Annotated in this window: 32 protein-coding genes and 1 tRNA gene; 16 read left to right on the top strand and 17 right to left on the bottom strand. The window is 68.6% G+C overall.

Features of this window, described 5'->3' with window-relative positions; all coding sequences use genetic code 11:
- The first annotated feature begins 42 nt into the window (after nt 1-42).
- Both EV652_RS18210 and EV652_RS45820 read left to right on the top strand, forming a co-directional pair.
- A complete protein-coding gene (locus tag EV652_RS18210; protein ID WP_132210351.1) occupies nt 43-888 on the top strand; it encodes a PAC2 family protein in 846 nt (281 codons plus the stop codon).
- Between the two features lie 127 nt (nt 889-1,015).
- Nucleotides 1,016-1,138, top strand: coding sequence for a hypothetical protein (locus EV652_RS45820; RefSeq protein WP_255512608.1), 123 nt, complete (start codon nt 1,016-1,018; stop codon nt 1,136-1,138).
- A 4-nt stretch (nt 1,139-1,142) separates the two neighbouring features.
- Here EV652_RS45820 and EV652_RS18205 read toward each other — a convergent pair whose 3' ends face one another.
- A complete protein-coding gene (locus EV652_RS18205; RefSeq protein WP_132210350.1) occupies nt 1,143-1,505 on the bottom strand; it encodes a MerR family transcriptional regulator in 363 nt (120 codons plus the stop codon).
- A gap of 57 nt (nt 1,506-1,562) precedes the next feature.
- Here EV652_RS18205 and EV652_RS18200 point away from each other — a divergent pair, with 57 nt between their 5' ends.
- Nucleotides 1,563-2,429, top strand: coding sequence for a polysaccharide deacetylase family protein (locus EV652_RS18200; RefSeq protein WP_132210349.1), 867 nt, complete (start codon nt 1,563-1,565; stop codon nt 2,427-2,429).
- On the opposite strand, the gene mshC is transcribed toward EV652_RS18200, so the two are convergent.
- From mshC to EV652_RS18180, 4 genes are all read right to left on the bottom strand, one after another.
- Nucleotides 2,387-3,613, bottom strand: a complete 1,227-nt coding sequence (gene mshC, locus EV652_RS18195; RefSeq protein WP_132210348.1) for a cysteine--1-D-myo-inosityl 2-amino-2-deoxy-alpha-D-glucopyranoside ligase — start codon at nt 3,611-3,613, stop codon at nt 2,387-2,389. The genes EV652_RS18200 and mshC overlap by 43 nt on opposite strands.
- 79 nt (nt 3,614-3,692) lie before the next feature.
- Entirely contained in the window at nt 3,693-4,478 is a 786-nt protein-coding gene (locus EV652_RS18190) for an SCO1664 family protein (RefSeq protein ID WP_132210347.1), read from the bottom strand.
- On the bottom strand, nt 4,475-5,050 hold the full coding sequence (locus EV652_RS18185; RefSeq protein ID WP_132210346.1) for a DUF3090 domain-containing protein: 576 nt from the start codon (nt 5,048-5,050) through the stop codon (nt 4,475-4,477). The genes EV652_RS18190 and EV652_RS18185 overlap by 4 nt, the downstream gene beginning before the upstream one ends.
- A gap of 12 nt (nt 5,051-5,062) precedes the next feature.
- The gene (locus tag EV652_RS18180; RefSeq protein WP_132210345.1) at nt 5,063-5,761 is read right to left on the bottom strand and encodes a histidine phosphatase family protein; all 699 of its coding nucleotides are present in this window, start codon (nt 5,759-5,761) and stop codon (nt 5,063-5,065) included.
- A gap of 50 nt (nt 5,762-5,811) precedes the next feature.
- Here EV652_RS18180 and corA point away from each other — a divergent pair, with 50 nt between their 5' ends.
- Nucleotides 5,812-6,783: a magnesium/cobalt transporter CorA gene (gene corA, locus EV652_RS18175; protein WP_132210344.1), complete on the top strand. Its 972-nt coding sequence runs from the start codon at nt 5,812-5,814 to the stop codon at nt 6,781-6,783.
- On the opposite strand, the gene EV652_RS18170 is transcribed toward corA, so the two are convergent.
- Together EV652_RS18170 and EV652_RS18165 are read right to left on the bottom strand one after the other, a co-directional pair.
- Nucleotides 6,780-7,607 (bottom strand): undecaprenyl-diphosphate phosphatase, encoded by an 828-nt coding sequence (locus EV652_RS18170; protein WP_132210343.1) that lies wholly within the window; start codon nt 7,605-7,607, stop codon nt 6,780-6,782. The two genes, corA and EV652_RS18170, sit on opposite strands and share 4 nt — an antisense overlap.
- Nucleotides 7,608-7,613: 6 nt before the next feature.
- Nucleotides 7,614-8,678: an LLM class F420-dependent oxidoreductase gene (locus EV652_RS18165; protein ID WP_132210342.1), complete on the bottom strand. Its 1,065-nt coding sequence runs from the start codon at nt 8,676-8,678 to the stop codon at nt 7,614-7,616.
- Nucleotides 8,679-8,729: 51 nt separating this feature from the next.
- On the opposite strand from EV652_RS18165, the gene EV652_RS18160 reads away from it, so the two are divergent.
- Nucleotides 8,730-9,671, top strand: a complete 942-nt coding sequence (locus EV652_RS18160) for an aldo/keto reductase (protein WP_132210341.1) — start codon at nt 8,730-8,732, stop codon at nt 9,669-9,671.
- Nucleotides 9,672-9,690: 19 nt separating this feature from the next.
- Nucleotides 9,691-9,876, top strand: a complete 186-nt coding sequence (locus EV652_RS18155; RefSeq protein WP_130448421.1) for a DUF5703 family protein — start codon at nt 9,691-9,693, stop codon at nt 9,874-9,876.
- Here the strand turns inward: EV652_RS18155 and EV652_RS18150 are convergent.
- The 4 genes from EV652_RS18150 to EV652_RS18135 are packed head-to-tail and all read right to left on the bottom strand — an operon-like array spanning nt 9,851 to nt 13,302.
- Nucleotides 9,851-10,891, bottom strand: coding sequence for a LuxR C-terminal-related transcriptional regulator (locus EV652_RS18150; protein WP_132210340.1), 1,041 nt, complete (start codon nt 10,889-10,891; stop codon nt 9,851-9,853). The two genes, EV652_RS18155 and EV652_RS18150, sit on opposite strands and share 26 nt — an antisense overlap.
- A 10-nt stretch (nt 10,892-10,901) precedes the next feature.
- Entirely contained in the window at nt 10,902-11,327 is a 426-nt protein-coding gene (locus tag EV652_RS18145) for an ester cyclase (protein ID WP_132210339.1), read from the bottom strand.
- A 54-nt stretch (nt 11,328-11,381) separates the two neighbouring features.
- On the bottom strand, nt 11,382-12,122 hold the full coding sequence (locus EV652_RS18140) for an N-acetyltransferase (RefSeq protein WP_132210338.1): 741 nt from the start codon (nt 12,120-12,122) through the stop codon (nt 11,382-11,384).
- A complete protein-coding gene (locus tag EV652_RS18135; protein ID WP_132210337.1) occupies nt 12,082-13,302 on the bottom strand; it encodes an MFS transporter in 1,221 nt (406 codons plus the stop codon). Before EV652_RS18135 ends, EV652_RS18140 begins: the two co-directional genes overlap by 41 nt.
- Before the next feature lie 73 nt (nt 13,303-13,375).
- Between EV652_RS18135 and EV652_RS18130 the strand changes: the two genes are divergently transcribed.
- Both EV652_RS18130 and EV652_RS18125 read left to right on the top strand, forming a co-directional pair.
- Complete coding sequence (locus tag EV652_RS18130) at nt 13,376-14,236, top strand: LysR family transcriptional regulator (RefSeq protein ID WP_132210336.1); 861 nt, start codon at nt 13,376-13,378, stop codon at nt 14,234-14,236.
- Between the two features lie 58 nt (nt 14,237-14,294).
- Nucleotides 14,295-14,564, top strand: coding sequence for a DUF1876 domain-containing protein (locus tag EV652_RS18125; RefSeq protein WP_132210335.1), 270 nt, complete (start codon nt 14,295-14,297; stop codon nt 14,562-14,564).
- Between the two features lie 8 nt (nt 14,565-14,572).
- Here the strand turns inward: EV652_RS18125 and EV652_RS18120 are convergent, their stop codons facing one another.
- Nucleotides 14,573-14,989: a VOC family protein gene (locus EV652_RS18120; protein WP_132210334.1), complete on the bottom strand. Its 417-nt coding sequence runs from the start codon at nt 14,987-14,989 to the stop codon at nt 14,573-14,575.
- A 47-nt stretch (nt 14,990-15,036) separates the two neighbouring features.
- On the opposite strand from EV652_RS18120, the gene EV652_RS18115 reads away from it, so the two are divergent.
- Nucleotides 15,037-15,693, top strand: a complete 657-nt coding sequence (locus EV652_RS18115; RefSeq protein WP_132210333.1) for a GntR family transcriptional regulator — start codon at nt 15,037-15,039, stop codon at nt 15,691-15,693.
- 73 nt (nt 15,694-15,766) lie between these two features.
- On the opposite strand, the gene EV652_RS18110 is transcribed toward EV652_RS18115, so the two are convergent.
- Nucleotides 15,767-17,098, bottom strand: a complete 1,332-nt coding sequence (locus EV652_RS18110) for a M20/M25/M40 family metallo-hydrolase (protein WP_132210332.1) — start codon at nt 17,096-17,098, stop codon at nt 15,767-15,769.
- 57 nt (nt 17,099-17,155) lie between these two features.
- Here EV652_RS18110 and EV652_RS18105 point away from each other — a divergent pair, with 57 nt between their 5' ends.
- Complete coding sequence (locus tag EV652_RS18105; RefSeq protein ID WP_132210331.1) at nt 17,156-17,392, top strand: DUF8836 family protein; 237 nt, start codon at nt 17,156-17,158, stop codon at nt 17,390-17,392.
- Nucleotides 17,392-18,027 carry an alpha/beta hydrolase family protein gene (locus EV652_RS18100; RefSeq protein WP_132210330.1) on the top strand — a complete coding sequence of 212 codons (636 nt, stop codon included), beginning with the start codon at nt 17,392-17,394 and terminating at the stop codon, nt 18,025-18,027. The genes EV652_RS18105 and EV652_RS18100 overlap by 1 nt, the downstream gene beginning before the upstream one ends.
- Here the strand turns inward: EV652_RS18100 and EV652_RS18095 are convergent.
- Nucleotides 18,013-18,501: a VOC family protein gene (locus tag EV652_RS18095; RefSeq protein WP_132210329.1), complete on the bottom strand. Its 489-nt coding sequence runs from the start codon at nt 18,499-18,501 to the stop codon at nt 18,013-18,015. The two genes, EV652_RS18100 and EV652_RS18095, sit on opposite strands and share 15 nt — an antisense overlap.
- A 10-nt stretch (nt 18,502-18,511) precedes the next feature.
- Nucleotides 18,512-19,315, bottom strand: coding sequence for a maleylpyruvate isomerase family mycothiol-dependent enzyme (locus tag EV652_RS18090; protein WP_199238256.1), 804 nt, complete (start codon nt 19,313-19,315; stop codon nt 18,512-18,514).
- 154 nt (nt 19,316-19,469) lie between these two features.
- Between EV652_RS18090 and EV652_RS18085 the strand changes: the two genes are divergently transcribed.
- Nucleotides 19,470-19,555: transfer RNA gene (locus tag EV652_RS18085), tRNA-Leu, on the top strand.
- Here EV652_RS18085 and EV652_RS18080 read toward each other — a convergent pair.
- Entirely contained in the window at nt 19,537-21,306 is a 1,770-nt protein-coding gene (locus EV652_RS18080; RefSeq protein WP_132210328.1) for a recombinase family protein, read from the bottom strand. The genes EV652_RS18085 and EV652_RS18080 overlap by 19 nt on opposite strands.
- Before the next feature lie 301 nt (nt 21,307-21,607).
- Between EV652_RS18080 and EV652_RS18075 the strand changes: the two genes are divergently transcribed.
- Nucleotides 21,608-21,943, top strand: coding sequence for a hypothetical protein (locus EV652_RS18075; protein WP_132210327.1), 336 nt, complete (start codon nt 21,608-21,610; stop codon nt 21,941-21,943).
- A 440-nt stretch (nt 21,944-22,383) separates the two neighbouring features.
- Here the strand turns inward: EV652_RS18075 and EV652_RS18070 are convergent, their stop codons facing one another.
- A complete protein-coding gene (locus EV652_RS18070; protein WP_132210326.1) occupies nt 22,384-23,727 on the bottom strand; it encodes a sensor histidine kinase in 1,344 nt (447 codons plus the stop codon).
- 43 nt (nt 23,728-23,770) lie between these two features.
- On the opposite strand from EV652_RS18070, the gene EV652_RS18065 reads away from it, so the two are divergent.
- The 3 genes from EV652_RS18065 to EV652_RS18055 are packed head-to-tail and all read left to right on the top strand — an operon-like array spanning nt 23,771 to nt 25,532.
- A complete protein-coding gene (locus EV652_RS18065; protein WP_132210325.1) occupies nt 23,771-24,241 on the top strand; it encodes a hypothetical protein in 471 nt (156 codons plus the stop codon).
- Between the two features lie 26 nt (nt 24,242-24,267).
- Entirely contained in the window at nt 24,268-24,945 is a 678-nt protein-coding gene (locus EV652_RS18060) for a response regulator transcription factor (RefSeq protein ID WP_132210324.1), read from the top strand.
- Complete coding sequence (locus tag EV652_RS18055) at nt 24,942-25,532, top strand: DedA family protein (RefSeq protein ID WP_132210323.1); 591 nt, start codon at nt 24,942-24,944, stop codon at nt 25,530-25,532. Before EV652_RS18060 ends, EV652_RS18055 begins: the two co-directional genes overlap by 4 nt.
- Nucleotides 25,533-25,538: the final 6 nt, after the last annotated feature.

Raw genomic sequence — 25,538 nt, 5'->3', positions numbered from 1 at the left:
CGACCCCGCCGGATGGCACAGAAGACGACAGGGGGCCTGCGAGTGGTTGACCTCGCGAACCTGAGGGACCCGGTCGTGATCGCCGCGTTCGAGGGCTGGAACGACGCGGCCGAGGCGGCCACCGGAGCGGTCGACCACCTGATCGACGAGTGGGACGCCGAGCTCGTCACCGCGATCGACCCCGAGGACTACTACGACTTCCAGGTGAACCGGCCGCAGGTCGGTTTCGACGAGGACGGCGTACGACGGCTCACCTGGCCGACCACCCGGATCTACCTGGCCCGTCCCGACGACACCGACCGGGACGTGCTGCTGATCCGCGGCTACGAGCCGAACATGCGCTGGCGGGGGTTCTGCCAGGAGCTGCTCGAGCTGGTCGACGAGTCCAACGCACAGCTTGTCGTCGTCTTCGGCGCGCTGCTCGCCGACTCCCCGCACACCCGGCCGATCCCGGTCTCGGCCACCTCGTCCGACCCGGAGCTGTCCGCCTCGTGGAGCCTGGAGCCGTCGACGTACGAAGGCCCGACCGGCATCACCGGCGTCTTCGCCGACCTCTGCGGCACCCTCGGCGTACCGGCAGTGTCGATCTGGTCCGCGATCCCGCACTACATCGCCGGCTCGCCGTGCCCGAAGGCGTCACTCGCGCTGCTGAGCAAGGTCGAGGCGCTACTGGACCTGCAGATCCCCGAGGGTGACCTGCCCGAGCTGGCCCGGGCCTGGCAGCGCGGCGCCGACGAGCTCAGCGAGGAGGACCCGGAGGTCGCCGAGTACGTGCACTCCCTGGAGGAGCAGCGCGACACCGCCGACCTGCCCGAGGCTTCCGGCGACGCCATCGCCGCCGAGTTCGAGCGCTACCTGAAGCGGCGGAACAAGAACCACCCGGACTGACCCCCGGCGGTCACTCTACCGTGGCGTAACTTCACCGAACGTCCTATTCTCCTCGGACGACAGCGGCCGCCTGGCAGCACGGACAGCCGGGTGGGGATCCACGGGGAGCGGGCTATGCGCAGGTCACGTGCCGACGATCGGGGCAGCAGTTCGGTCCCGGGCGCTGGCCGTGCTGGTGGTGCTCGGCGCCGTGCCGCCGATGGCTCCGATCCCGACCCCCGTCGAGACCCACCACCCGGTCACCGGCTGAGTGCCTACAGCTCCCGGGCGGCGGTGCTGATGACGTCGTCGAGGACCGCCCGGGAGTTGGTCAGGTCCGCGATCATCCGGTCGATCCGGTCGCGTTCGGCGGTCAGGTCGGTGACGAGTCGCGGGGTCGCCCGTTCGTTCGGGCCGCCGTCTGGGTCGCGCATGCAGGGCAGCAACTCGGCGATCTTCTTGCTGTGCAGGCCGGCGGCGTACAACTCCTGGATCAGGATCACCCGGTCGACGGCTCGCTCGGCGTACTCGCGCTGGCCGCCCGGGGTCCGCTCCGACACCAGCAGGCCCTGCTGCTCGTAGTACCGCAGCGACCGCTCGCTCACCCCGGTCCGCCGGGCCAGTTCACCGATCCGCACGATCGATCCTCCGAAGGGCTTGAACCTGACACTGATGTCAGATTCTACCGTGCCGGTATGACGCTCTTCGACTACAGCCCGATCACCGAACGCCCGCGACTCACCTGGCCCGACGGCAAGCGCGTCGCCTTCTACGTCGGCCTCAACATCGAGCACTTCCTGCCCGACCAGCCGTCCACCAGCATCTGGCCGATCGACCTGGCCCCCGACCCGCTCAACCACGGCTGGCGCGACTACGGCGCCCGGGTCGGCATCTGGCGAACCATGGAGATCCTCGACCGGCACGGCATCCGCGCCAGCGTGCTGCTGAACTCGATGGTCGCCGAGCACAACCCGCAGATCATCAAGGCCGGTGTCGAACGCGACTGGGCCTGGCTCGCCCACGGCAAGACCAACTCCATCCTGCACACCGGCTTCGAGCCGGACGAGGAACGCAAGATCCTCACCGAGATCGTCGACACCATCGAGACCGCCACCGGCAGCCGGCCGCGGGGCTGGATGGGCCCGGGCCTGACCGAGACCCACAACACCCCGGAACTGCTCGCCGAGCTCGGCCTGAGCTACGTGCTCGACTGGACCAACGACGACCAGCCCTATCGGCTCAACATCCCCGGCATGCTCAGCGTCCCGTACACGGTCGAGCTCAACGACCTGCTGATCTTCCCGCGCGGCATCACCGGCCCGGAGTTCGTCCAGATGATCAAGGACCAGTACGACGTACTGCGCAGGGAGTCCGACCACGGCGGCCGGGTCATGCCGCTGGCCCTGCACCCCTTCGTCATCGGTCAGGCGTTCCGCGCCAAGTACCTCGACCAGGCACTCGACTTCCTCGCGTCACAGACCGACGTCTGGCTGACCACGAGCGACGAGATCGCCGCCCACTACACCGCCAGCTTGACCCCGAGCAACGCGTCAACGGCCTGAGACACCAGCGCCGGAGCCTCCGTGTCGTCGCCGTTCGTCTCAGCCCAGGTGTCGATCGCCGACAGCGCCGCGACGGTGTCCAGGTCATTGGTGAGCGCAGCACGTACGGCGTCGACCGCGGCCGCACCGTCGGGACCCGAACCGCGGGTGACGCCGCCTCGCCAGACGTCCAGGCGTTCCTGCGCATCGAGCAGCTCGGACGACGTCCAGTACCAGTCCGTCCGGTAGTGGTGGGCGAGGAGCGCCAGCCGGATCGCCATCGGGTCGGATCCGGCCAGGCGTTCCTTCGACACCAGCACCAGGTTGCCCTTGGACTTCGACATCTTCTCGCCGTCCAGGCCGACCATCGCCTGGTGGACGTAGGCCCGGGCGAACGGGTACTCCCCGGTCGCCACCTGCGCTCCGCTGGCCGACATCTCGTGGTGCGGGAAGATCAGGTCCGACCCACCGCCCTGGACGTCGAACGTCATCCCGAGGTGTTCCAACGCGATCGCCGAGCACTCGACGTGCCAGCCCGGCCGGCCGCGACCGAGCGACGAGTCCCAGGCAGGTTCACCCGGCCGCTCGTGCCGCCACACCAGGCTGTCCAGCGGGTCCTGCTTGCCCGGGCGATCCGGGTCCCCTCCGCGCTCGGCGAACAGCTCGCGCATGGTGTCGCGGTCGTACCCGGACACATTTCCGAAGGACGGATCCGCCTTCACCGCGAAGTACAGATCGCCGTCCACCGAGTAGACGGCGCCCACACGCTGCAGGTCCTCGACCGAGCTTGCCACCAGGTCGATCGACTCGACCACGCCGACGTAGTTCTGCGGCGGGATCACCCGCAGCGCGGTCATGTCGTCGCGGAACAGCTGGATTTCCTCCTCGGCCAGGTCGGTCCAGTCGACCCCGGTCGCGGTGGCCCGCTCGAGCAGCGGGTCGTCGACGTCGGTGATGTTCTGCGTGTAGTCGACGTCGTACCCGGCGTCCCGCCAGAGCCGGTTGATCAGGTCGAACGTGACGTACGTCGCCGCATGGCCCATGTGCGTCGCGTCGTACGGCGTGATGCCGCACACATACATCCGCGCCGGGCCGCCGTCGGCCGGCGGAACCTCCACCGGGCCGCCCGAGGCGGTGTCGTAGAGGCGCAGTCGCCGGGCCGGACCCGGCACGACCGGGATGTCTGGTTTCGTCCACGCCTGCATGTCCAGGAGCTTATGTCAGCCCGGATTTCCCCGGCGCGACACGGCTGGCATCCCGCTTCCCGAGACGGCTTGACGACGGCTAGAAAGCGGGCCAGGGAATGGCCGGCCAGTCGTCACTGGGCAACGGATACGACCCGGTCTTCAGCAGCGTCGCACACCGCTCGCGGGTCGCCGTCAGCTCCACCGCGGTGATCAGCTCACACAGTTGCTGGCCGAGGCCGCCGGCGAGTTGGTCGGCGAGTTTGCGTACGTCGTCCAGCAGCTCAGCCGGGATCGGTTCGCCGGCCCAACCCCACAGGACGGTCCGCAGCTTGTCGTCGGCGTTGAAGGTGACACCGTGGTCGACGCCGAACACCCGCCCGTCGCCCGGGTTGAGGACGTGCCCGCCCTTGCGGTCGGCATTGTTGACCACGGCATCGAATACGGCCATCCGCCGCAAGTCCACGGTGTCCGCGTGCACCAGCGTCACCGGGTTGTGCCGGCCGTCGAGCGCATCGAGTACGCCGATCCACCCGGCCGGCACCCGTCCCTGCGGAACGATGTCGACCAGCTCGGTGTCCCCCGGCCCGAGCTCGGCCTCGTCGATCCACAGCTGCACCATGCCCTCGCCGAGCGGCCCGTCCCGCAGCAACGTCGGCGGCACCAGCGACCACCCGAGCGCCTCGGACACGACGTACGCCGCGTACTCGCGCTGGGCCAGCGTGCCGTCGGGGAAGTCCCACAGCGGGCGCTCCCCCTGGACCGGTTTGTAGACCACCGTCGCGGACTCGCCGTCGCGGCTCACCGAGCCCTGGAACGTGCCGTTCGACGCGGCCACCAGCCGGCCGTGCAGGGACAGCTCTCCCTGGGCGAGCAGGTCGTTCATTCCGGCAGGTGCCTGCGGTAGCCGTTGGCGCGCGGGCAGATGTGTCCTTCCGCGTCGATCGGCCGGCCGCAGAACGGGCAGCTCGGGCGGCCGGACGCGACCAGCGCGACGGCCCGGCGGGCGAACGCGCGGGCCTGCTCCTCGCTGATCCGGACGATGAACACCTCGGCGTCGTCGGACTCCATCGCGGCCGTGACCGGGTCGGTCTCCTCCAGCTCGGCCTGCTCGCCGGTGACGACCGCGAACACCTCGATCACTACCCGCTCGGCGTCGGCCTCCCAGGCCAGCGTCATGGTGCCGGCCCGGAACTCCTCCTCGATCGGCTGCTCCAGCGGATCGGTGTCGTCGACCCCCGCCGGCGTCACCGGATCCCGGTCGAACCGCCGGGCCACCTCGTCCAGCATCACGTCCAGCCGCTCTGCGAGCGCCATCACCTGTTCCTTCTCACAGGCCACTGAGGTCAAGCGGGCGCCGGCCCGCGCCTGCAGGAAGAACGTCCTCGCACCGGGTTCCCCCACGGTGCCGGCGACGAACCGATCCGGGTCGTCGTAGGAATGCACAACTCGCGCCATGGCTAGACCCTATTACCGTCCGCCGACCACTGCGTCCGAGGACTGCTTCTTGGTCCTTCTGGTCTTCGGCTGGGGCTTCGGGATCAAGGAGGCTAGCTCGCTGCCGGAGTCGTTCAGCCGGACCAGGAACGGGCGGGTCGCGGTGTAGGTGATGATCGTGGTCGACGCGGTGTCCACCACGATCCGCTGGAACGTGTCCAGGTGCTGTGCGAGCGCATCCGCGACGATCGCCTTGATCACGTCGCCGTGCGACACCGCCACCCACAGCGCGCCGTCCCCGTGGCTCTTCGCCAGCGCGGCGTCATGCGCGCGGACCGCGTCCACCGCGCGTTGCTGCATCGCCCGCATCGACTCCCCGTTCGGGAACGTCACGGCCGACGGGTGCTGTTGGACCACCGCCCAGAGCGGGTCCTTGGCCAGGGTGGCGATCTTCTGCCCGGTCCAGTCGCCGTATCCGCACTCGGTCAGGCGCCGATCCGTTGCCGGACGCAACGCTTCGTGGTGCTTCGCGATCGCGGCGGCGGTCTGCTTGCAGCGCTCCAGCGGCGAGGTGACGATCGCGGCCAGCGGCAACTCGGCCAGCCGTTGCGCGACCGCCTCGGCCTGGTGCACGCCGGTCTCGTCCAGCTTCACCCCCGGGGTGCGGCCGGCCAAGGTGCCGGACGTGTTCGCGGCGCTGCGGCCGTGGCGGACCAGAATCACCGTGGGCATGCCCTGCACGTTATCCGGTCGGGGCAAGTCCTGCCTGCCATGATGGAGTGGTGATCGTGGACTGCGGCGTGTACGCCGAGGGCGAGCGGCAGGACCTGCCCAGGGATCCCGAGACCGTTGCCCAGGCCATCGACGACGACGGCCGCTGCTTCGGCTGGGTCGGCCTGCACGAGCCGTCGGACGCCGAGATGCGCCGGGTCCAGCGGCTGTTCGGTCTGCACGAGCTCGCCGTCGAGGACGCCCTCAAGGCCCACCAGCGCCCCAAGGTCGAGCGCTTCGGCGATGCGATCGTCGTCGTACTGCGCACCCTCTGGTACGTCGACGAGGGCGACGCCGTGGAGACCGGCCAGCTGAGCGTCTTCGTCGGTCCCCGGTACGTCGTCACCGTCCGGCACGGCGAAGGCGGTGAACTGGCCACCGCCCGGCAGGAGCTCGAGGAGCGGGCCTCGATACTCGGTCACGGGCCGGCCGCCGTCCTGTGGGCGATCTGCGACTCGGTGGTCGACGCGTACGAGGACGTCGCCGAGCAGGTCGAGATCGACGTCGACGAGGTCGAGTCGTCGGTGTTCTCCCCCGAGCGCACCAGCGACGCCGAGCGGATCTACAAGCTCAAGCGCGAGGTACTCGAGATGCGCCGCGCGATCGCACCGCTGCGCGAACCGATGGAGCAGTTCGCGCACGGCGTACCGGGGATCAGCCCGACGGCCGCGCCGTTCTTCCGCGACGTCGCCGACCACGTCAGCCGCGTCTCGGACCAGACCGAGTCCCTCGACACGCTGCTCAGCTCGGCCCTGGGCGCACACCTGGCCCGCGTCTCGGTGCAGCAGAACGACGACATGCGCCGGATCTCGGCCTGGGTCGCCATCGCCGCGGTCCCGACCATGGTGGCCGGGATCTACGGGATGAACTTCGACAACATGCCAGAGCTGCGCTGGCACTTCGGGTACTACGCCATCCTGCTCGTGATGGCGGTCGCCTGCGTCACCATGTACCGCTTCTTCCGGAAGGTCGGCTGGCTCTAGGTCGCGGTGATCGTGCTGGTGGCCAGCAGGATGATGATGACGATGCCGACCAGGATCCGGTAGAACGCGAACACCTCGATGGTGTGCTTGGCGACGAACTTCAGCAGCCAGGCCACCGACGCGTAGGCGACCACGAAGCTGACCACGGTCCCGACCAGCACCGGCACCAGCCCGACGTCACCGTCGAGGGCGTGCGGGAGCTCGAACACCGCGGCCCCGACCAGCGCCGGAATGCCGAGCAGGAAGGCCATCTTCGTCGCCGCGACCCGGTCGAGTCCGCAGAACAGGCCGCCCGAGATGGTCGCACCCGAGCGCGAGACCCCGGGGATCAGCGCCAGGCACTGGACGATGCCCATGACGATCGCGTCGATCAGGGTGATCCTGGTCAGCGGCCGGCTCTTGCTGCCCAGCCGCTCCGCCCCGATCATCACGAACGACCAGCCGATCAGCGACGCGGCGACCCACCACATGCTGCGCAGCGGACCGGAGATGATGTCCCGGCCGAGGTATCCGACGATGCAGATCGGCAGCGAGCCGACGATCACGAACCAGCCCATCCGGTGATCGAACTCACCCCGGTACTCGGGGTGCCGGATCCCCTTGAACCAGGCGACGGCGTACCGGCTGATGTCCTTCCACATGAACAGCACCACGGCCGCGATCGCGCCGAACTGGATCACCGCGGTGAACGCGGTGATGCTCGGCTCGTCGATCTGGTAGCCGAGCATCTTCGACGCGATGGTGAGGTGCCCGGTGCTGGACACCGGGAGGAATTCGGTGAGCCCCTCGACGATGCCGAGGATGATGGCGTCCCAGATGGTCATGGAGGTTCAGTCACCGACCCCGGCGAGCTCGAGCGCCTCGGCGACGGTGTGCAGGTCGGCGATCCGCTGCTCCACCGTCGACGCGAACGGGGTCAGTGCGACCGTGGTCGCCCCGGCCTCGGCGTACGCGGTGAGCTTCTCGGCCATCCGCTCCTTGCCGCCGAGCAGCGAGATCGAGTCGATGAACCCGTGCGGTACGGCGGCCATCGCGTCGCGGTGCTGCTTGCCCAGGTACAGGTCCTGGATCCGCTTGGCCTCCTCGGCGAACCCCATCCGGACGGCCAGGGCGTTGTAGAAGTTCTTCTCCCGGCTGCCCATACCGCCGATGTAGAGCGCGGCGTACCCGCGGATCGGGTCGGCCGCGGCCTGCAGGTCGTCGCCGGTCATCACCGGCACGGACGCGACGACGTCGAAGCCGTCGAGTCCCTCCTGACGGGCTTGTGCCGATTTCTGGCGGCCCGTCGCGATGTGTTTCAACTGCTCTCCCAGATAGGCGGGGTCGTTCAGGATGCCGAGCCAGCCATCGGCGATCTCGCCGGCCAGCTCGAGGTTCTTCGGGCCGACCGCGGCCAGGTACACCGGTACATGGTCGCGGAGCGGGTGGATGGACAGCTTCAGCGGCTTGCCCGGGCCGTCGGGCAGCGGCAGCGTGAAGTGCTCGCCCTCGAAGACCACCGTCTCACGTCGCATCGCCGCGTTCACGATGGCGACGTACTCCCGGGTGCGGGCCAGCGGTTTGTCGAACCGTACGCCGTGCCAGCCCTCGGACACCTGCGGTCCGGACACGCCGAGGCCGAGCCGGAACCGGCCGCCGGACAGTTGGTCGATGGTCGCCGCGGTCATCGCGGTCATCGCCGGGGTCCGGGCCGGGATCTGGAACACCGCGGCACCGACGTCGATGGTCGAGGTCTGGGCGGCGATCCAGGTCAGCAGCGTGGCGGCGTCCGAGCCGTACGCCTCCGCGGCCCAGGTGACCGAGAAACCGAGTGCTTCGGCCTCCTTCACCAGCCTCAGATGATTCAAGTGGTCGTCGCCACCGAAGACGAAGCCGATGTTGAGTCCGAGTCGCATGACAGGCGAGCCTAACGAGCCGTTGTCGGTGGCGGCCAATAGGCTCGGCTCATGCAGCAGCGCTATCTCGGTCACAGTGGACTGGCGGTGAGCCGTCTCGGCCTCGGCACCATGTCCTGGGGGCGTGACACCGACGAGCACGAGGCGCGCGAGCAGCTCGCCGCGTTCGTGGCCGCCGGTGGCACGCTGATCGACACTGCGGCGGCGTACGGCGATGGTGACAGCGAGCGATTGATCGGCTCGCTCCTCGGTGACGTGGTGGACCGCGACGACCTGGTGATCGCGACCAAGGCGGGCTTCAGCGTCCGCCGGGGCGAGCGGATCACCGACACCTCCCGCGGTGCCCTGCTGCGCGATCTGGAGGGCTCGCTGCGCCGGCTGAACGTCGACTACATCGACCTGTGGCAGCTGCACACCTGGTCGGACGACGTACCGCTGGAAGAGACGCTGTCAGCGCTCGACCACGCGGTGAACTCGGGCAAGGTCCGGTATGTCGGTGTCTCGAACTACGCGGGCTGGAAGTCGGCCCGGGCCGTCACCTGGCAGCAGGCGTGGCCCGGTCGTGCGGTCCCGGTGTCGAACCAGGTGGAGTACTCGCTGCTCGCCCGGGACGCCGAGGCGGACGCGATCCGGGCGGCCGGCGGGCTGGGGATCGGGGTGCTGGCGTGGTCGCCGCTTGGCCGCGGTGTGTTGACTGGGAAGTACCGCACCGGTATCCCGGCGGACTCCCGGGCGGCATCTCAGCATCTGTCCAGATTCGTCGACCCCTACCTCGACGGCCGCGGTTCGGGCATCGTGGAGGCAGTCGCACGAGCCGCCGACGGGCTCGGCTGGACACCGCTCGAGGTGGCGCTCACCTGGGTGCGGGACCGGCCGGGGGTGTCGGCGGCGATCGTCGGAGCCCGGACGGCGATGCAGCTCAAGTCGGTCCTGGGTGTGGAGGAGCTCACTCTCCCGCCCGCGATCGTCGCAGCGCTGGAGGACGTGTCGTAGAGCGGTACTGGAGGTGCGGATGGCCGAATACGAACTGCAACAGTTCGAGGTGTCCAGGACGGAGTCGCGCGGCGCCGTCCGCCGGTTGCTGACGGAGCACGCCGAGTACGGCGGCTGGGAACTGGCCCGGCTCCGTCGCTACCCGGACGGGACGCGACGGGTCTGGCTCCGGCGCCGGATCATCCGGGTGATGCGGACCCTGTGAGCAAGGCCGTCACCAGTTCACGACGACTGCCGACGCCCACCTTGTCGAAGGCCGCCCGGACGTGTTCCTGCACCGTGTGCGGGGACAGGCACAACCGGTCGACGATCTGCCGGGTCGAGTAGCCCTTCAGCAGGAGCTCGGTGACGCGCTGCTGAGCCGCTGTCAGCCCGTGTAGGTCAAGCAGGAACGACCCGAGCTGCGCCGCCGTGGCCGGCTCGATGACAACCGCCGTCCGCTGCCCTTCGGCTCCTCGCAGTGTCGACGCATGGAGCGCGAGCCACCGACCGTGTGGCGTCCGCACCTTCAGCACCGGAGCTGTCGGCAGCTCGTGGACGCGGGTGAGCTGCGCCGCCACCGCTCTGATGGCAACCGGCAACTCAGTCCGCCGCTCCGGCTCCAGCTCGGCCATCCAGTGCTCGGCTTCGGCACTCACCGTCACGACCTGCTGTGCTTTGTCGAGGACCACGACTCCTGGGCCGACATCAACAGGCGCTATCGAGCCGCCGAGCAGGCCTCGTCGTAGCCCCTCCGCGAGATGCGGTCCAAGCCGTCGTACCAGCTGAAGCTCCTGCTCCGAGAAGCCAGTCGTGGCGTTCTCCCGGTGCAGGCAGATGACGCCCCAGCAGCGGCCGTTCGACAGCAGGGCGGCCCGGAGCTCGTCGCCAAGGCCGAGTGGCCGCATCACTTCGACGTACCGGGCGCTGCTCGGCCACTCCCCCTTCGTCGCGTGGCCGAGCGAGTTCACTGGGTCGGGTGCGGCGGCGAGAGTGGCGAACTTGTTCACGTCGTCCGCACCGAACTCGTTGTGGAGGAACTGCTCAGTCACGTCACCGAGCGGATCGTCCGCACTCGCGGAGGTGAACAGGATCGTGGCCGGATCCACCGTCGCGAAGAACGCCGCGTCGACGGTCATCAGCTTCTTCAGCCGGGTCAGCGTCTCGGACCGCAGCTGATCGGCGTCCAGCCCCGCGTAGCACCGCTGGATCAGCACTTCCAGGCGATCCGCCGCCCCCATGATCGCGATGCTACGGCTGATCCGGTACGCGGCCTAGCTGCCGGAGGAACCCGAGCTCGTCCAGCCGGCCCCAGCGTTCCACCACCAGACCGTCCCGCAGCCGGAAGATGTTGATCCCGGGCAGACTCACCGTCTTCCCGGTCGGCGCGACCCCCATCACCTCACCGCGCTGCGTCCCACTGGCGGTGAACCGCTCGACCACGATGTCGCCCTCGGCAACCAACTCGTGCAGCTCGCTGTGCCAGTCCGGGAACGCCGCCCGCATCATCGCCCCGGCAGCACGCATCCCTTCGCGATCCGCCGCAACCCCGAACGGCGGATCATGATTGACGAAGTCCTCGGCGAAGTAGGTGTCGACCGCGCCGAGGTCCCCTTTCGTGAACAGCCCGTCGATCAGGTCGCGGACAGTGGCCTTGTTGCTTTCCGTAGTACTCATGCCACTGATACTCCGAGCTGTACGCCCTCCCCGGCACCCCAACTAGTTGGGGTTTCAGAGGTCGTGCTGGATCCAGACGTTGGGCTCGGCGTAGATCGCTCGGTCGTGGTCGACGTCGGCGAGGACGGGGACCAGGGCCTTGGGGACGATGACCTCGCCGGTGCGGTCGAACGGGAGGCCGGTCCAGGTGCGCCATTCGGCCAGGGAGCCGGCGATCAGCATCGAGGTCGTGGCGACCTTCAGGATCTTGCCGCCGGCCTTCACGTGGACGCGCAACCACGGGTCGGTCGGCAGACCGTCCTCGCGGACCTGTTCGACGTACTGCGTCATCGGCATCCGGGCGTCGGTCTTCCCGTTCGGCCGGACCGGGGCGTAGAGGGTGGTGTGGCCCTTCGCCTTCACCGCGTCGCGCATCGCCTGCAGCATCCGGTAGGACAGTCCGCGGCCGAGGTGCGTCGGCTTGATCACGATCTCCAGGGCGCTGGACACGTTCGTCTCCCGCTCGAAGCGGAGATCCTCGAACCCCCACTGCAGCACCTGGTCCCAGCCGCGCGACGGCAGTTCGGTCCGGTCCTCGAGCGGGAACGCGAACGGGATGCTGCGCGAGTGGGCGACCAGTTCGCCGTCCTCGGTCGCGATCAGGCACTGGTCCGCGAACTCCTGCGCCACCTGGCCGATCAGCGCGTCGGCGACCAGGTCCTGCAACATGAACTGCGGCCAGACGTTCCAGAAGTCACCCAGCCAGCCGGTGACCTCAGGCCGCTCGGCCAGTGTGGTGATCACGATCTCGGACATGATCCGCAGTGTCGCACTGCAGCGGTCTGGCTTTCACCAGGATTACCAGCGCGACGAGCGTGGTGAGCAACCCGGCGCCGACCAGGGCGTGCTCGGCTCCGGCCGCCGCGATGATGGGTCCACCGGCCAGCATTCCGGCGGAACTCCCCGCGTTGACGACCACGGTCTGCCCGGACAGCAGCGCCCGCCGCTCGGCGCCGGCTGAGGATCGCGTGATCAGGACAGAGATCGCGGCGATCCCGAGGACGACGGTCGTGCCCGAAAGACCGCCCATCAGCGCGATGAACGCCGGGTGCGTCCACAACCCCATGGCGGTCCAGCACAAACCCATGAAGGCCCAGGCCATCGCGGCCAGCGGTACTGGCGGAAGACGACGTACGACGGCCAACGAGATCGCCGTACCGATGACGGAACCGACGCCGTACCCAGTCATGCCGGCAGCCAGGTAGACACCGGGCTCACCGCGCTGCGCACCGATCACCGACAGGCCGAGCGTGAAGGCGAACCAGGTCACGCAGCCGGTCCCACGGACTATCCAGCCGTAGAGCACGTCGGGACGGCCTCTCAGGCTGGCACGGATCGAAGGGGTCGCTGCGCCTGCAGGAGCGCGCTCTGCCTTCACACTGCAAGCCAGGAGCCCTGCTGCCACAACAGCGACCGCCTCCACCCACAGCAGGCCGTTGGTCAATCCTGTCGACACCGCAAAGGCTCCGATGAACGGTCCGACCATCATCCCGATCCTGCGGAGTCCGTCCTGCCAGGTGAGCAGTACGACGGCCTTGCCCTCACCCCACCGGTCTCCGGTGTCAGCCAAGAGCGCTGACCGTCCTGGTGTGGACAGAGCTTCGCCACACCCGAGCAGTAGACCGCTGACGACGAGCAACTCGGGTGTGAGGAGTCCTAGCGTGGCTGCGACCGGCACGGCGGCCAGGGCCAGTGCCTGGATGGCTGCAACCACAGCGAGCCGTGGACCCGAGTCCACCCACTGCCGCGCCCTCCTGGCCCACCACGGCGACAGCAGCACCGGTACGCCGGACGCACCGCCGACCAGCCCGGTAGCAGCGATGGAACCGGTCTCGTGGAGGATCACCAGCGGCAACGCTACCTGCGTCATCCGGAGGGCCAGGTCCGCCACACCGCTACCCGCCAGCAGTGCGAGCGCTTCGCTCCGGGCTCTCATGCCTTTGATTCTTAGAGTTATCAAGCAGTCCGGGTACCCGGCCGATGCTTGGTGGTTGCCATAGGCTGGACCTATGGCCTCATTACCATCGGTCGACGACCTGCGGCTGGTACAGGCGATCACCCGGACCGGCGCGGTCGGCACCGCGGCCCGTGAACTACGCATCTCGCAACCGTCGGCATCACAGCGACTGGCCCGGCTCGAGCGGATGTGCGGCACCAAGCTGTTCGAACGCGACACCCGCGGCGCCCGCCCCACCCCGGCCGGCGCTGAGCTCGGCCGCCGCGCCGACCACATCCTCGGCCACCTCGAGGACGTGTACGCCGCCACCCGCGAGGCCGCCGCGGGTCACCGGTTGGTGATCGGCACCTTCGCCAGCCTGGCGCCCATCCTGTTCCCGGTCCTCGACGCGGACCTACCGGACCTGGACATCCAGCAGCAGGTCGACCACGGCCACTTCCTGGTCGAACGGATCGCCGAGGGCACGATGGACGCCGCGTTCATCGCCATCGCCGACCAGATGACACTGCCCCGCGGCACCATCGCCCGCCGGGTCGGCCGCGACGAACTCGTCCTGTTCGTCCCACCCGGCGCGACCCCACCCGGCCGCGGCAAACAGCCGTTGAAGGATCGCCCGATCCCGTTCTCCACCTACGACCGCGGCGCCGAGGAGATCCACGCCCGCCTGGTCGCCCTCGGCGCCGTCCCCCGCCGCGGCGTGACCCTGAGCACCACGATCGCCATGGCCCGCCGCCGTACCCAACTCGCCCTGATCCCCCGCAGCGCCCTCGCCGCCGAGCTCCGCCCGGGCGAGCGCCTCACCCCCGCCCCCTTCCGCTACCGCCTCACGCTCTCCCTCGTCACCACCGCTACGCCGCCCAAACCCCTCATCCACCACCTCCCCAACCTCCGCACCACCCTCAACCTCTTGTGAGTCAGCGCTTCCGGTACGACGCTCGACATTAGAGGTGCAACCAGATGGGGTGAGTGCGATGACGGTGCGCCAATGGACGGTCGACATCATGATCGACGAGGTCGAGGACGAGCGGACCACGCATGCCGAGGCCCGGCTGCGGACCGACGGAGAACAGATTGCCGGCCGCGGTACGGCGTACCGGCACCCGAACGATGTCGAGGTGCCACAGATCGGCGACGAACTCGCCGCCGCGCGGGCACTGTCAGAGCTGTCCCACCGCCTGGTGCTCGCTGCGGCTCAGGACATCGAGGAGACCACCCACCGACCGTCCCGGTTGCGCGGCTGACCGCATCGTCAGACCGCGAAGACCTGCGCGTCGTCGGCGAAGGCCTTGAACTCCATCGCGTTCCCGGCCGGGTCGAGCAGGAACATTGTCCACTGCTCGCCGGTCTGACCCTCGAACCGGACGTACGGCTCGATCACGAACTCGGTCTTCGCCGCCCGCAGCCGATCGGCCAGCTTCTGGAACTCGGGCACGGACAGGATCAGGCCGAAGTGCGGCACCGGTACGTCGTGCCCGTCGACCGGGTTGTGGATCCGCTCGACCCGCTCCGGCGCGACGTGGGTGACGAACTGGTGACCCTGCAGGTTCCAGTCGATCCAGGTGTCGGCGCTGCGGCCCTGCTCCAGGCCGAGCACCTCGCCGTAGAACTGCCGTGCGGCGGCCAGATCGTCGACCGGCACAGCCAGATGGAACCGCGGGATATCCATGGATGATCCTTCCTCACCGAACAATGTCTGAATGTTAACATTCGGACATGAGCTCTCCGAACCGGCTGGTTCCAGCAAGGCGTCGAGGACTGGCCGACGAGGTCGCGGACCGGATCCGGGCGGCGATCTTCGACGGCAGCTACCCACCCGGCGCGCAACTGCGGGAGCTCGAATTGTCCGCCGCGCTCGACGTCAGCCGCGGTCCGGTGCGCGAGGCGCTGCTACGACTCGAGCGCGAGGGACTCGTCCGCAGCGCCTGGCACCGCGGCGCCACCGTGACGACTCTCACCGAGCAGGATCTGACCGAGCTGGACAGCCTCCGCGCGGCGCTCGAGCAGCTCGCCGTGACCGAGGTGGTCGCCCACGCGACCGACGAGGAGCTGGCACTGATCGACGATGCGGTCGACCAGATGACCCAGGCCGGCGACGCGCACGAGATGGCGAGCAGCGACATCGCCTTCCACGACGCCATCTACGCCGCAGCCGGACACCGCCGGCTGGAAGAGGCGTGGCAGGCGATCCGCTCCCAGGTGCACCTGTTCCTGCTGACCCGGATCCGGACCAGCACCGACGGCTACCTGGCCCACATCCCGGCCGAGCATCGCGAGCTGGTCGCCGCACTCCGCGCCCGCGACGCGGACCGCGCCAACACCTTGTTCACCGAGCACCGGCGCCACGCCTTCGACATTCTTCGGACGACGTAACGCCGTACCGAATCAGGCGTCGTCGAGACCGGATCGGGAGTCGTCGAGACCGATCAGGCCTCGTCGAGACTGATCAGGCCTCGTCGAGGAAGCGGTCCAGCACCCGCGAGCCGAACTCCAGCGCGCTGGTCGGGACGCGCTCGTCGATGCCGTGGAACATGCCCATGAAGTCCAGGTCCGGCGGCAGCTGCAACGGCACGAACCCGAAGCAGCGAATCCCGAGCTTGCTCCACGACTTGGCGTCCGTACCGCCCGACATGAGCAGCGGCGCGGTCCGGCTCTGCGGGTCCTCTGCGGCCAGGCATGCCTTCATCGCCTCGACCAGGCCGCCGCTGAACTCGGTCTCCAGCGCGATGTCCTCGACCACGGTCTCACGCCGTACCTTGTCGCCGATCAACTCGTCGATGGTGGCGAAGAACTCGTCCTCGTACCCGGGCAGGAACCGGCCGTCGATGTGCGCCTCGGCGTCCCCCGGGATCACGTTGACCTTGTAGCCGGCGTTCAGCATCGTCGGGTTGGCCGTGTTCCGGATGGTGGCGCCGAACATCCGGCTGAAGCTGCCGAGCTTCGACAGCGTCTCGGTCATGTCCTCCGGGTCGAGCTCGACCTCGAGCACGTCCTCCAGCGTCTTCAGGAACTCCCGGACCGTCGGGGTGAGCCGCAGCGGCCACTCGTGCCCGCCGATCCGGGTCACCGCCTCAACCAGGTTGGTAACCGCGTTGTCGTTGTTCACCATCGACCCGTGGCCCGCCGTACCGCGAGCCTTGAGCCGCATCCAGCTCATGCCCTTCTCGGCGGTCTCGATCAGGTACAGCCGCAGGTCGTCCTTCACCGTGACCGAGAACCCGCCGACCTCGCCGATCCCTTCGGTGCAGTCGGCAACAGTGTCCGGGTGGTTGTTGATCAGCCACTGGGCGCCGTACACGCCGCCAGCTTCCTCGTCCGCGGTGAACACCAGCCGAACCGGCCGCCGCGGCTTCACTCCCGCCCGCTGCCGCGCCCGGACCACCGACAGCACCATCGCGTCGAAGTCCTTCATGTCGACCGCGCCGCGGCCCCACACGCACCCGTCGAAGATCTCCCCGGCGAACGGGTCCACCTTCCAGTCCTTCGGATCGGCCGGTACGACGTCCAGGTGGCCGTGCACCAGCAGCGGGTCGGCCGACTGGTCCTCACCCTCCCAGTGCGCGACCAACGTCGCCCGGCCCGGCTCCGACTCGTAGATGGTGGACTCGATCCCGACCTCGTCCAGCTTCGCCGCGACGTACTCCGCGGCGACCCGCTCACCGTTGCTCTTGCCGTTGCCGTAGTTCGTGGTGTCGATCCGGATCAGCTCACTACAGAGCTCCACCACCTCGGCGTCGGGCGTGTACGACGGACGGTCGCTAGGCGTCGGAGTAGTCATGGGCCCCATCCTCCCTCACTCCCGAATGACATCGGATCAGCCGGGTATTTGAAAGGTGTGAAAGGCGACCGGGTAGAGATCGTCGTCGACACGGGCAGTGGCGTGTCGACGTACGAGATCACCGCGACCAAAGCCGGCCGCCGGGTCGAGATCAACACCACCCGTAACCTGACCGAGGTCGTCGAGGTCACCCGCAGCGGCACTCCGGTCCGCACCGCCCGCTTCATCACCACCCGAGTGATCGCACTGGTCGAACATCCGGCCGGCTCATCGGACGGATCGGCACCGGGCTGATGCCCGAGCACGTCACGATCGAATCCGGCGGGGTGACCCTGCCCGGTGACCTGACGGTGCCCGCACCGGCGAACGGTCTGGTGATCTTCGCCCACGGCAGCGACAGCAGCCGGCACAGCCCTCGGAACCAGTACGTCGCCCACGTCCTCAACGACGCGGGTCTCGCCACCTTGTTGTTCGATCTCCTCTCGCCCGAGGAGGCCGCGGATCGCCGGAACGTCTTCGACATCCCGCTGCTGGCCGATCGACTGGCAGCCGCCCATCGCTGGATGGCTGATCGTCACGGTGACCTGCCGATCGGGTACTTCGGCGCGAGTACCGGCGGGGCCGCTGCGTTATGGACCGCGGGCAGCGGCACGGACGAGGTGCGGGCGGTGGTGTCCCGCGGAGGACGGGTCGACCTGGCCGGAGAACGGCTGCCGCACGTGACTGCGCCGACCCTGCTGATCGTGGGCGAACTGGACGCCGACGTCCTCGAGTTCAATCGTCAGGCCCGCCGCCGGATGCAGTGCGCCACCGACCTCCAGGTCGTCGCCGGCGCGACCCACCTCTTCTCCGAACCGGGCACGCTCGAGCAGGTCGCCGTACTAGCTCGGGACTGGTTCACCGCTCGGCTCGCGTCAGAGGACCTTTAGGCCGTACATCTCCCCCAGTGGGTCGGCGATCAGCTCCACCCTCGTGCCATCTGGGTCGCGGAAGTAGATCGACGTACCGCTCTCCTCCAGGTACTCCACGCCGGCCTCGTCCAGGTTCTTCTTCAGCCGGTCCCACTTCTCCGGCTCGACCGAGATCGCCATGTGATGCAGTCCGCCGAGCACCTCGGCGTACGGACCGAGATCCAGGCCGGGGAAGTCGAAGAAGGCCAGCAGGTTGCCGTTGCCGATGTCGAAGAAGAAGTGGTTCGAGCCCTCGTAGTCGCGGTTGCCGACGATCTCGGTGAGCGGGAACTCGAGCACGCCCTGGTAGAAGCTGACCGTCCGCTCGACGTCCGCGCACAGCACCGCGACATGGTGCAGCCCCCGCGCGGACGAGGCCTTGCCAGGTTGCAGGTACGTCGTTCTGATCCGGTCCCGCTCGGCTTCGATCGCGGGCAGGTCGATATCGGTCATGCGGGTCCCCTCAGATACGGAAGAACAGGTTGAGATAGCGGTCCGCGACGGCGCGTTCGCCGCGGATCGTGCCGGAGTTGCTGCGCCCGAACGCGGTCAGCACGAAGCTGCCGGGATCGAACTCGATCACAGTGTCGCCGGGATCGCCCGACTCATACGTCATCCCCTCCGGACCGACCCGGACCCGGGTGTCGCCGGCGTTCGGGCCGCTGGTGATCCGGATGCCGAGGTCGCAGGGCTCCTGCACCTTGGTCGTGTACTGCCACAGCACGAACATGAACGGGACCAGCAGGTCGGCCGCCTCGCCGGTCAGCCCGTGCGCCCGGCCGGTCCCCTGCCGGACGTCCCAGGAGTGGACGCCGTAGTCCATCAACTGGAAGGCCGGGAAGAAGAACGCCGGCAACGGACCCATGTAGAAGTGCGGGACGTTCAGCCCGGTCCAGTCCTCCGGACCCAGCGCGTCAAAGATCTCCATGATCTTGTCGAAGTCGCCGCGCAACCGCTCGACCAGCTCGGTTCTCGGCACATCACGCAGCGCCAGCGCCTGCCGGTCGACCCGCTCCGCCATCCCCGGCAGCCCGTACGCCGGCGGCACCTCGGTGTGCGACCGGGCCGCGTCGAACGCGACGAAGTACGCCTCGGTCGTGTCCGCGATATGCGCGACCACGTCGCGCACCTGCCAGTGCCCGGCCCCGGTCGGCGCCTCCCACACCTCGTCGCTGTCGACCAGCTCGAAGAACTCCCCCGCCTCCCGCCGGACCACCCCCAGGATGGCGTCCTTACCCTCGAACGACATCGCGTTCCACCTGTTCATCCCGGCCTCCTCCCAGGCACCGCTTGAATTTCAAACTACGCCCCAGAGCTCCCCAAGTCAGCCCGCCGGCACCCCTCCGCGCCCCGATGTGAATTCCACCTGTGGAGTTTGCTAAGGTTCTCCGGTCAGCGTCGCTACGGCGACCAGACCACTCGTCCGGGTGGCGGAATAGGCAGACGCGCTAGCTTGAGGTGCTAGTGCCCTTTACGGGGCGTGGGGGTTCAAGTCCCCCCTCGGACACACACACTATCCACACGCGGGGCAGGTGTGACTGAGACTTCAGCCACCCGCGTTCGATGGTCGTACTCGACTCTCAGTCGCAGCGCCTCGTACAACTCGGCCAGGTCGTCGCGGTTCGCCCGATCGAGCGCACGAGCGACATCGGTCAGTTGGTCAACCACCGCTCGGATCTCCTTCGGCGTCAGCCGTTTCGGGGCCTCGATGGACGCCAAGCCCGCCTCCGCCGCACGCTTCTCAGCCGCTGCAGCGTTGTACTGACTGGTCAGCTCGGCCGGATCCCAGCCCGCGTCCAACGCGCGGCGAAGCCGCACCATCGCTGCCTCTGCTGCGGCGAATCTCCGCCGGAACTCCGCCTCGGCACGCTCCTCAGGGCTGCCTTCGTTGGCCGCACTCGCTAGCGCGTCGACGGTGGCATCGACGCGCTCAGGACTGAAGAGCGTCGCGATCCAATCGTTAACCTTGCTGCTCAGTTGATCTTCCCGCAGATACACCGTCGGCGGATGGCTCGGGGCGGCGCTCGATCCCGGGGCAAGGGTCCGTGCGGCACAGCGACAGAACGCGGTGTTCCGGCGTATCGCGCCCTCCATCTTGCGACCGCAGATGGCGCATCGAACGCGGCCTCTGAACAGGTAGGTGTGGGGCGTGAGAACCCGCGTCCGCTGGCGCGAGGTCTGCTCGCGTCGGTCGGCTCCGCGTCGAGCGCGGATCTCCAACTGGACTCGGGTGAAGTCGTTCACCGACACGATCGCCGGATGGGCCGGCTCGCGGGATCGAACGACCTTCGATGTCGGCGACCTGCGGAACCGCACTATGTGTCCCGCGGCCACGTCGTCAGGGTCGAGCAGTTCCTCAACCTTCTGCCACCGCCCATAGATCGCGAAGCCCGTGTAGCGGGGATTCTCGAGGATCGCGCGAACGGTGGATCCCTGCCACCCATCGGCTCGGCGATGGGGGTTCTGGCCTGGGGAATGCGCCGACGGACACAGGACCTGCTCCGAGTTGAGCTTCTCTGCGATCGCCCTGAATCCGAGCCCATCGAGGTAGAGGACGAAGATCCGCTCAACAATCGGCGCCGCGAGATCGTCGACGGCGAGCACTCGCAATCGGTAGCCCTCTTGGGCCTTCCGCGGGTTCGGATGTGGGCCCGCGTCAACAACGCGGTAACCGTACGGTGGCCGGCCGCCTTGGTGCTTGCCATCGGCCAGCACCTGCGCGGCCATCGCTGCCCGCACGCGCCGCTGCACGTGCTGACGTTCCGACTTCGACAAGCCGCCGGTGATTGTCATCGCCATGTCGTGAACGGTGTTCTCGGGATCGAAGGCCCCTCCCAAGCTCGGTATCCACAGGGAGACGCCGTACCGATCGAACTTCGGCCACGTCAAGCTGAACTGATTGCTGTACCAGCAGCGCGTCGCCTCCCCCACCACCAATCCGCCCCAGCCGCGATTGGGATCCTTCAATGCCTGCAACACCCGGCTGGCCTCGCCTCGCCGCTCCCAAGGTAACGACCGCGACTGCCCGATATCGAAGAACTGCTCCACGATCTCGCCACCAAGCGGCTCCACAAACCGCGAAGCCTCCCCCATCTGCCATCCCAGCGACGTCTTCGGATCCTGGTTGTCCTCGGTCGAGCACCTGCCGTAGAACGCCAGCCTCCCGATTCCCCCACCGTCCAGGGGCTTGTCGGCTAGCGCCTCCAACCCCAGCAGCTCGTCGAGAACCGTCCACTCACCCAGCTCGTCGCCGCTCAAGCTCCTGACCCTCCGCCCGGGAGCCGGCCTCGGATCCGCGCTCCACCTGCGCCAGTCCTACAACAATCCGACACAGCACACGAGCCGCCTGTGGATAAACAACCGGCACCCCTTCGGGAACCACGACTGTTATCCACATGGCCTCGCCGTGCGGTTCTGCCTCCATTTCGTCGCCCCTCATACACACTCAACGCCGAGCCCCTCGTCTACTGCCCGACGCTTCGCGTCAGTCACCAGCACGACTCTCAGCGCACCAGGCACGCGACTAGAACATCTGTTCGACTATCGCTATCCTTCAGGCATGCTTGGGCGGTTCACGGTGCGACCTGCCGACGACGGATCGAACAGATTCGGCGTCTGGGACGGCGCGGTCAACGGGTGGCGGGCAACAGACATCGACGACGAAACGGAGGCCCACCGGATAGCCAGCGATCTCGACGTCCAGTACGACGCGCACGGCCCCAGGCCGGCCGACGCCATCCGCAAGGTGGACCCGGCCCAGCCGGTCCAGCGCGCCCAGTGGCAGAACGGCGAACTCGACGTCTGGATCCGCGACAACGGTGAATGGCTCGGCCGCGTCCGCGACAAGGACGGCCGCGTCAGCTGGATCCCCGGCACCGAACTCCGCCCGCTCTAGCCCAAAGCGTCCATAGGCCTGCAGCGACCGGCAAGCCAACGCCACCCCGTCGGGAGTCACAGTTGCGGTCGGCACTCAAATCGAGCCCGGCCGGCCTGAACTGCCCCCACCGTCCCGCAAACGAGTCCCGCAGACTTCTCTGTCCTGCTCGCGCCGCCGCTGAGGTAGTGCGGATGCCCGCGTGCACAACTGCGCCGATAGCCGGCGTTATGTAAGGTGCAACGCGTCCTGATGGCCCCTTACTGCATCCCCATGAACAGCGGCCATTCGAAGTCGTCCTGTCTCAGTTGAGTTGGCGCAGTCTCATTCAAACTGACGCATTCGACGTTTCGTCTCCACCGATCCTGCATTGACGATCCTGACCTCGACCGGTGGGCACGTCCAGTCCGCCGAGCGCTTCACCATCATCGGCGTCCGCTGACCGCCGATCGGAGCGCGGGTCAACCGAGCGGTAGTCGCGCGGTGATCACAGCGCCGCCAAGCGGCTCGCCGTTGCGTGCCTCGACAGTGCCACCATGCGCGGCAACCACCGCGCGCACGATCGCCAGACCCAGACCCGCCCCGGACGACCCCGGCGTCCGGGCGTTGTCGCCGCGGACGAACCGTTCGAAGGCTGAGTCGATGACGGCGGGTGGGAACCCGGGTCCGTCGTCGGAGATCTCCAGTGCCGTGGCCGTCGCATCGCTGGTCGCCCGCACGTGGACGGTCCTGGCTCCGGCAGCGGCGCTGTTGTGCAGCAGGTTGGTCAGCACCTGCCGGAGCCGATCGGGGTCCCCGTCGACGACCACGGTCTCGCCAAGAACCTCGATCCGCGGTCCGAGCACCGGGCCAAGGCGCCGCGCCTCGCCGGCGGCCAGGTCCAGCAGGTCGACCGGCTCACGGCGGATGACGAGAGAGCCGGCTCGCTCGCGTGCGAGGAGCAGCAGGTCCTCGGCGAGCCGGGTCAGTCGTTCGGTCTCGCCGAGCGCCGCGACGAGCGAGCGCTCGACCTCTGCCGGTTCGCCGAGTGCGGACAAGGCGAGCTCGATCTCCCCCCGGAGCACCGCGATCGGAGTCCGCAACTCGTGGCTGGCGTCGTCGACGAACGCGCGCTCCCGCTCGAAGGCGACCCGGAGCCGGCCGAGCATTCCGTCGAGGGTCCGTGCGAGCCGGGCGATTTCGTCATTGCCGGGTACGGCGGGCAGCCGGCGATCGGTTTCGACCGACGAGATCGCGGCCGCCTCGCGGGTCAGGATGTCGACCGGCCGTAGTGCGGCTCGGACGACCAGCCATCCGGCGAGGCCGAGAAGGCCGATGAGCAGCGGCGCGGCCACGAGCAGGACGGCCACCAAGCGCTCGCGGGCGGCCTGCAAGGGTTCCGCGGAGACGCCGACCACCAGGACCTCACCCGATCCCAGCCGCCGCGGCAGGATCCGCACCTTCGACCGATCGTCCTCGCCGCCGATCGAAAGCGATCGCGTCTCAGCGACCTCGCGCTGAAGGTCCCTGCCGTCCGCCGCGCTGAGCAGTCTGCCCTCGCCCAGGGATGGTGAGCCGGCCAGCTGGCCGCCATCGGATGCGTACAGCTGCGCCATCGGGTCACGGGCGACCGCCCCGCTGTCTCCCGCCCGCAAGGCGGCCGAGATGTCGGAGCTGCGCGACGACAGGTCCTCGTCGAGAGCGGACGTCAGTTGGTTGTCCAGGGCGACGTACAACATAGCCAGGCACAGACTGAGCACGACGGCCGCGCCGACCGTGAACACGAAGGTCACCCGACCCCGCAACGAGCGCGGCAGCAGTCGCATCCCTTTCACCGTCCTCTCATCCTCTCGGCCCGATCCTGGCACCGTGACCCCGGACATCACCCACTCGCCTCGCCCAGCCCGACTGCGCGGCCGCAAACCGACCTGGAGTCTGCACCCCGGGATCCGGTCGCACGACGGGCTGACCCGGCGTGAACGGGCCGCGGACCTGGCGCGCGGGCTGCTCGGATCATGGACCGCCGCCACGGTAGGCGCGGGTCTGGTCGGGGCGGGGACAGTGCTCACCGTACGACGCGACGCCGCCACCGGCATGACCGTCGTCCTGTCCGGTCTCATGGTGGTGGCGCTGTCCATCGTGCTGATGACCTCAAGCCGCCTCGACGACACCGCAGCCGAAGTCGCGCTGTACGCCCTGGAGTCGGACCGCCGGGCGGCTGTTGCCATCGAGGAGCTCCGGGACGAGGTCGAGCGACTGCGTGGTGACCTCGCGCGGCTCACCGCCCGGGTGCAGACCTCGGTGCGGCCGCTCGACGAGGCGGGTGAGCCGCAGCCATGAGGCAACCGAGTTCTACGCTGACAGGTATGCGGCTGCTCGTGGTGGAGGATGATCCCGGCATGGCCGCTTTGCTGGTCCGCAGCCTGCAGCGGGAGGGGTACGCCGTCGATGCCGCGGCCAACGGGGCGGACGCACTGTGGAATGCGCTCGAGAACGACTACGACGCGGTGGTGCTCGACGCCATGATCCCCGCTCCGGACGGCTTCGAGGTCTGCCGCCGGATCCGGGCCGAAGGCCGGTGGGCGCCCGTACTCATGCTGACCGCGCGGGACGCCGTAGCGGACCGTGTCCGTGGCCTGGACTCCGGTGCCGACGACTACCTCACGAAGCCGTTCGCACTGGCGGAGCTGTTCGCCCGGGTTCGGTCGCTCACCCGGCGAGGACCGCTGGAACGTCCCGTCGTCCTGCGGGCCGGCGATCTGACCCTGGATCCGGTGTCTCGGATCGTCCGGCGAGGTGACGTCGAGGTCGCACTGTCCCCGAAGGAGTTCGCGCTCCTCCAGGAACTGATGCGCAGACCCGGCGAGGCACTCAGCCGGACCTACCTGATCGACCATGTCTGGGACTTCGCGTACGACGGCGGATCGAACGTGGTCGACGTCTACATCCGCTACCTCCGCGACAAGGTGGACCGCCCGTTCGGTCGCGACACCATCCACACCGTCCGCGGCGCGGGCTACCGACTAGATCCCGACGCCGAATGAGCAGCCTGCTCCGCGAGCTGGCGAGAGTACCGCCCTGGGCCCTGCTCCTCGTGGTGTTCGCATTGCCCGCGCTCGAGGCCTCGACCCTGCTGGGTGTCGTGATACCGGCGGAGATCGCCGTACTGCTCGGCGGAGTCTTCGCACACGAAAGCCGAGTACCACTGCTCGCCGTGATGGCGGCCGCGGCGCTCGGCGCGGTCCTGGGCGACAGCATCGGATATGCCGTCGGCACGAAGCTGGGACCGCGCCTGTTCTCTCGTGCGACCGGCGCGCCGAAGCAGCGTCTGGACCGTGCGCAGGCGTTCGTCCAGAGGTACGGCGGTCCCGCCGTCCTGCTCGGTCGTTCAGTGGCGCTACTGAGGGCGCTGGTCCCCTCAGTCGCCGGCGCGAGCGGGTTGCCCTACCGGCGCTTCGTCGCATACAACGTGGCCGGCGGGACACTGTGGGCCGTCACCGTAGCCAGCGTCGGATTCCTCGCCGGTGCGGCCTACGCGCGAGCCGAACGCTACCTCAGCTGGTCCGGCGTACTGATCGCGATGGTCCTCGTGACCGTTGCCCTGATCATCAGACGCCGGCACCGCCGATGAGGTAGC

Source organism: Kribbella steppae (assembly GCF_004342025.1).
Lineage (GTDB): Bacteria > Actinomycetota > Actinomycetes > Propionibacteriales > Kribbellaceae > Kribbella > Kribbella steppae.
This window is presented reverse-complemented; position numbering and strand designations above follow the sequence as displayed.

Excerpts from the sequence above, each read along its gene's own strand:
- EV652_RS18200 (WP_132210349.1), top strand. The coding sequence starts at position 1,563 with ATGACGCTCTTCGACTACAGCCCGATCACCGAACGCCCGCGACTCACC.
- mshC (WP_132210348.1), bottom strand. The coding sequence starts at position 3,613 with ATGCAGGCGTGGACGAAACCAGACATCCCGGTCGTGCCGGGTCCGGCC.
- EV652_RS18190 (WP_132210347.1), bottom strand. The coding sequence starts at position 4,478 with ATGAACGACCTGCTCGCCCAGGGAGAGCTGTCCCTGCACGGCCGGCTG.
- EV652_RS18185 (WP_132210346.1), bottom strand. The coding sequence starts at position 5,050 with ATGGCGCGAGTTGTGCATTCCTACGACGACCCGGATCGGTTCGTCGCC.
- EV652_RS18180 (WP_132210345.1), bottom strand. The coding sequence starts at position 5,761 with ATGCCCACGGTGATTCTGGTCCGCCACGGCCGCAGCGCCGCGAACACG.
- EV652_RS18170 (WP_132210343.1), bottom strand. The coding sequence starts at position 7,607 with ATGACCATCTGGGACGCCATCATCCTCGGCATCGTCGAGGGGCTCACC.
- EV652_RS18165 (WP_132210342.1), bottom strand. The coding sequence starts at position 8,678 with ATGCGACTCGGACTCAACATCGGCTTCGTCTTCGGTGGCGACGACCAC.
- EV652_RS18160 (WP_132210341.1), top strand. The coding sequence starts at position 8,730 with ATGCAGCAGCGCTATCTCGGTCACAGTGGACTGGCGGTGAGCCGTCTC.
- EV652_RS18155 (WP_130448421.1), top strand. The coding sequence starts at position 9,691 with ATGGCCGAATACGAACTGCAACAGTTCGAGGTGTCCAGGACGGAGTCG.
- EV652_RS18150 (WP_132210340.1), bottom strand. The coding sequence starts at position 10,891 with ATGGGGGCGGCGGATCGCCTGGAAGTGCTGATCCAGCGGTGCTACGCG.
- EV652_RS18145 (WP_132210339.1), bottom strand. The coding sequence starts at position 11,327 with ATGAGTACTACGGAAAGCAACAAGGCCACTGTCCGCGACCTGATCGAC.
- EV652_RS18140 (WP_132210338.1), bottom strand. The coding sequence starts at position 12,122 with ATGTCCGAGATCGTGATCACCACACTGGCCGAGCGGCCTGAGGTCACC.
- EV652_RS18135 (WP_132210337.1), bottom strand. The coding sequence starts at position 13,302 with ATGAGAGCCCGGAGCGAAGCGCTCGCACTGCTGGCGGGTAGCGGTGTG.
- EV652_RS18130 (WP_132210336.1), top strand. The coding sequence starts at position 13,376 with ATGGCCTCATTACCATCGGTCGACGACCTGCGGCTGGTACAGGCGATC.
- EV652_RS18125 (WP_132210335.1), top strand. The coding sequence starts at position 14,295 with ATGACGGTGCGCCAATGGACGGTCGACATCATGATCGACGAGGTCGAG.
- EV652_RS18120 (WP_132210334.1), bottom strand. The coding sequence starts at position 14,989 with ATGGATATCCCGCGGTTCCATCTGGCTGTGCCGGTCGACGATCTGGCC.
- EV652_RS18115 (WP_132210333.1), top strand. The coding sequence starts at position 15,037 with ATGAGCTCTCCGAACCGGCTGGTTCCAGCAAGGCGTCGAGGACTGGCC.
- EV652_RS18110 (WP_132210332.1), bottom strand. The coding sequence starts at position 17,098 with ATGACTACTCCGACGCCTAGCGACCGTCCGTCGTACACGCCCGACGCC.
- EV652_RS18100 (WP_132210330.1), top strand. The coding sequence starts at position 17,392 with ATGCCCGAGCACGTCACGATCGAATCCGGCGGGGTGACCCTGCCCGGT.
- EV652_RS18095 (WP_132210329.1), bottom strand. The coding sequence starts at position 18,501 with ATGACCGATATCGACCTGCCCGCGATCGAAGCCGAGCGGGACCGGATC.
- EV652_RS18090 (WP_199238256.1), bottom strand. The coding sequence starts at position 19,315 with ATGAACAGGTGGAACGCGATGTCGTTCGAGGGTAAGGACGCCATCCTG.
- EV652_RS18075 (WP_132210327.1), top strand. The coding sequence starts at position 21,608 with ATGCTTGGGCGGTTCACGGTGCGACCTGCCGACGACGGATCGAACAGA.
- EV652_RS18070 (WP_132210326.1), bottom strand. The coding sequence starts at position 23,727 with ATGCGACTGCTGCCGCGCTCGTTGCGGGGTCGGGTGACCTTCGTGTTC.
- EV652_RS18060 (WP_132210324.1), top strand. The coding sequence starts at position 24,268 with ATGCGGCTGCTCGTGGTGGAGGATGATCCCGGCATGGCCGCTTTGCTG.
- EV652_RS18055 (WP_132210323.1), top strand. The coding sequence starts at position 24,942 with ATGAGCAGCCTGCTCCGCGAGCTGGCGAGAGTACCGCCCTGGGCCCTG.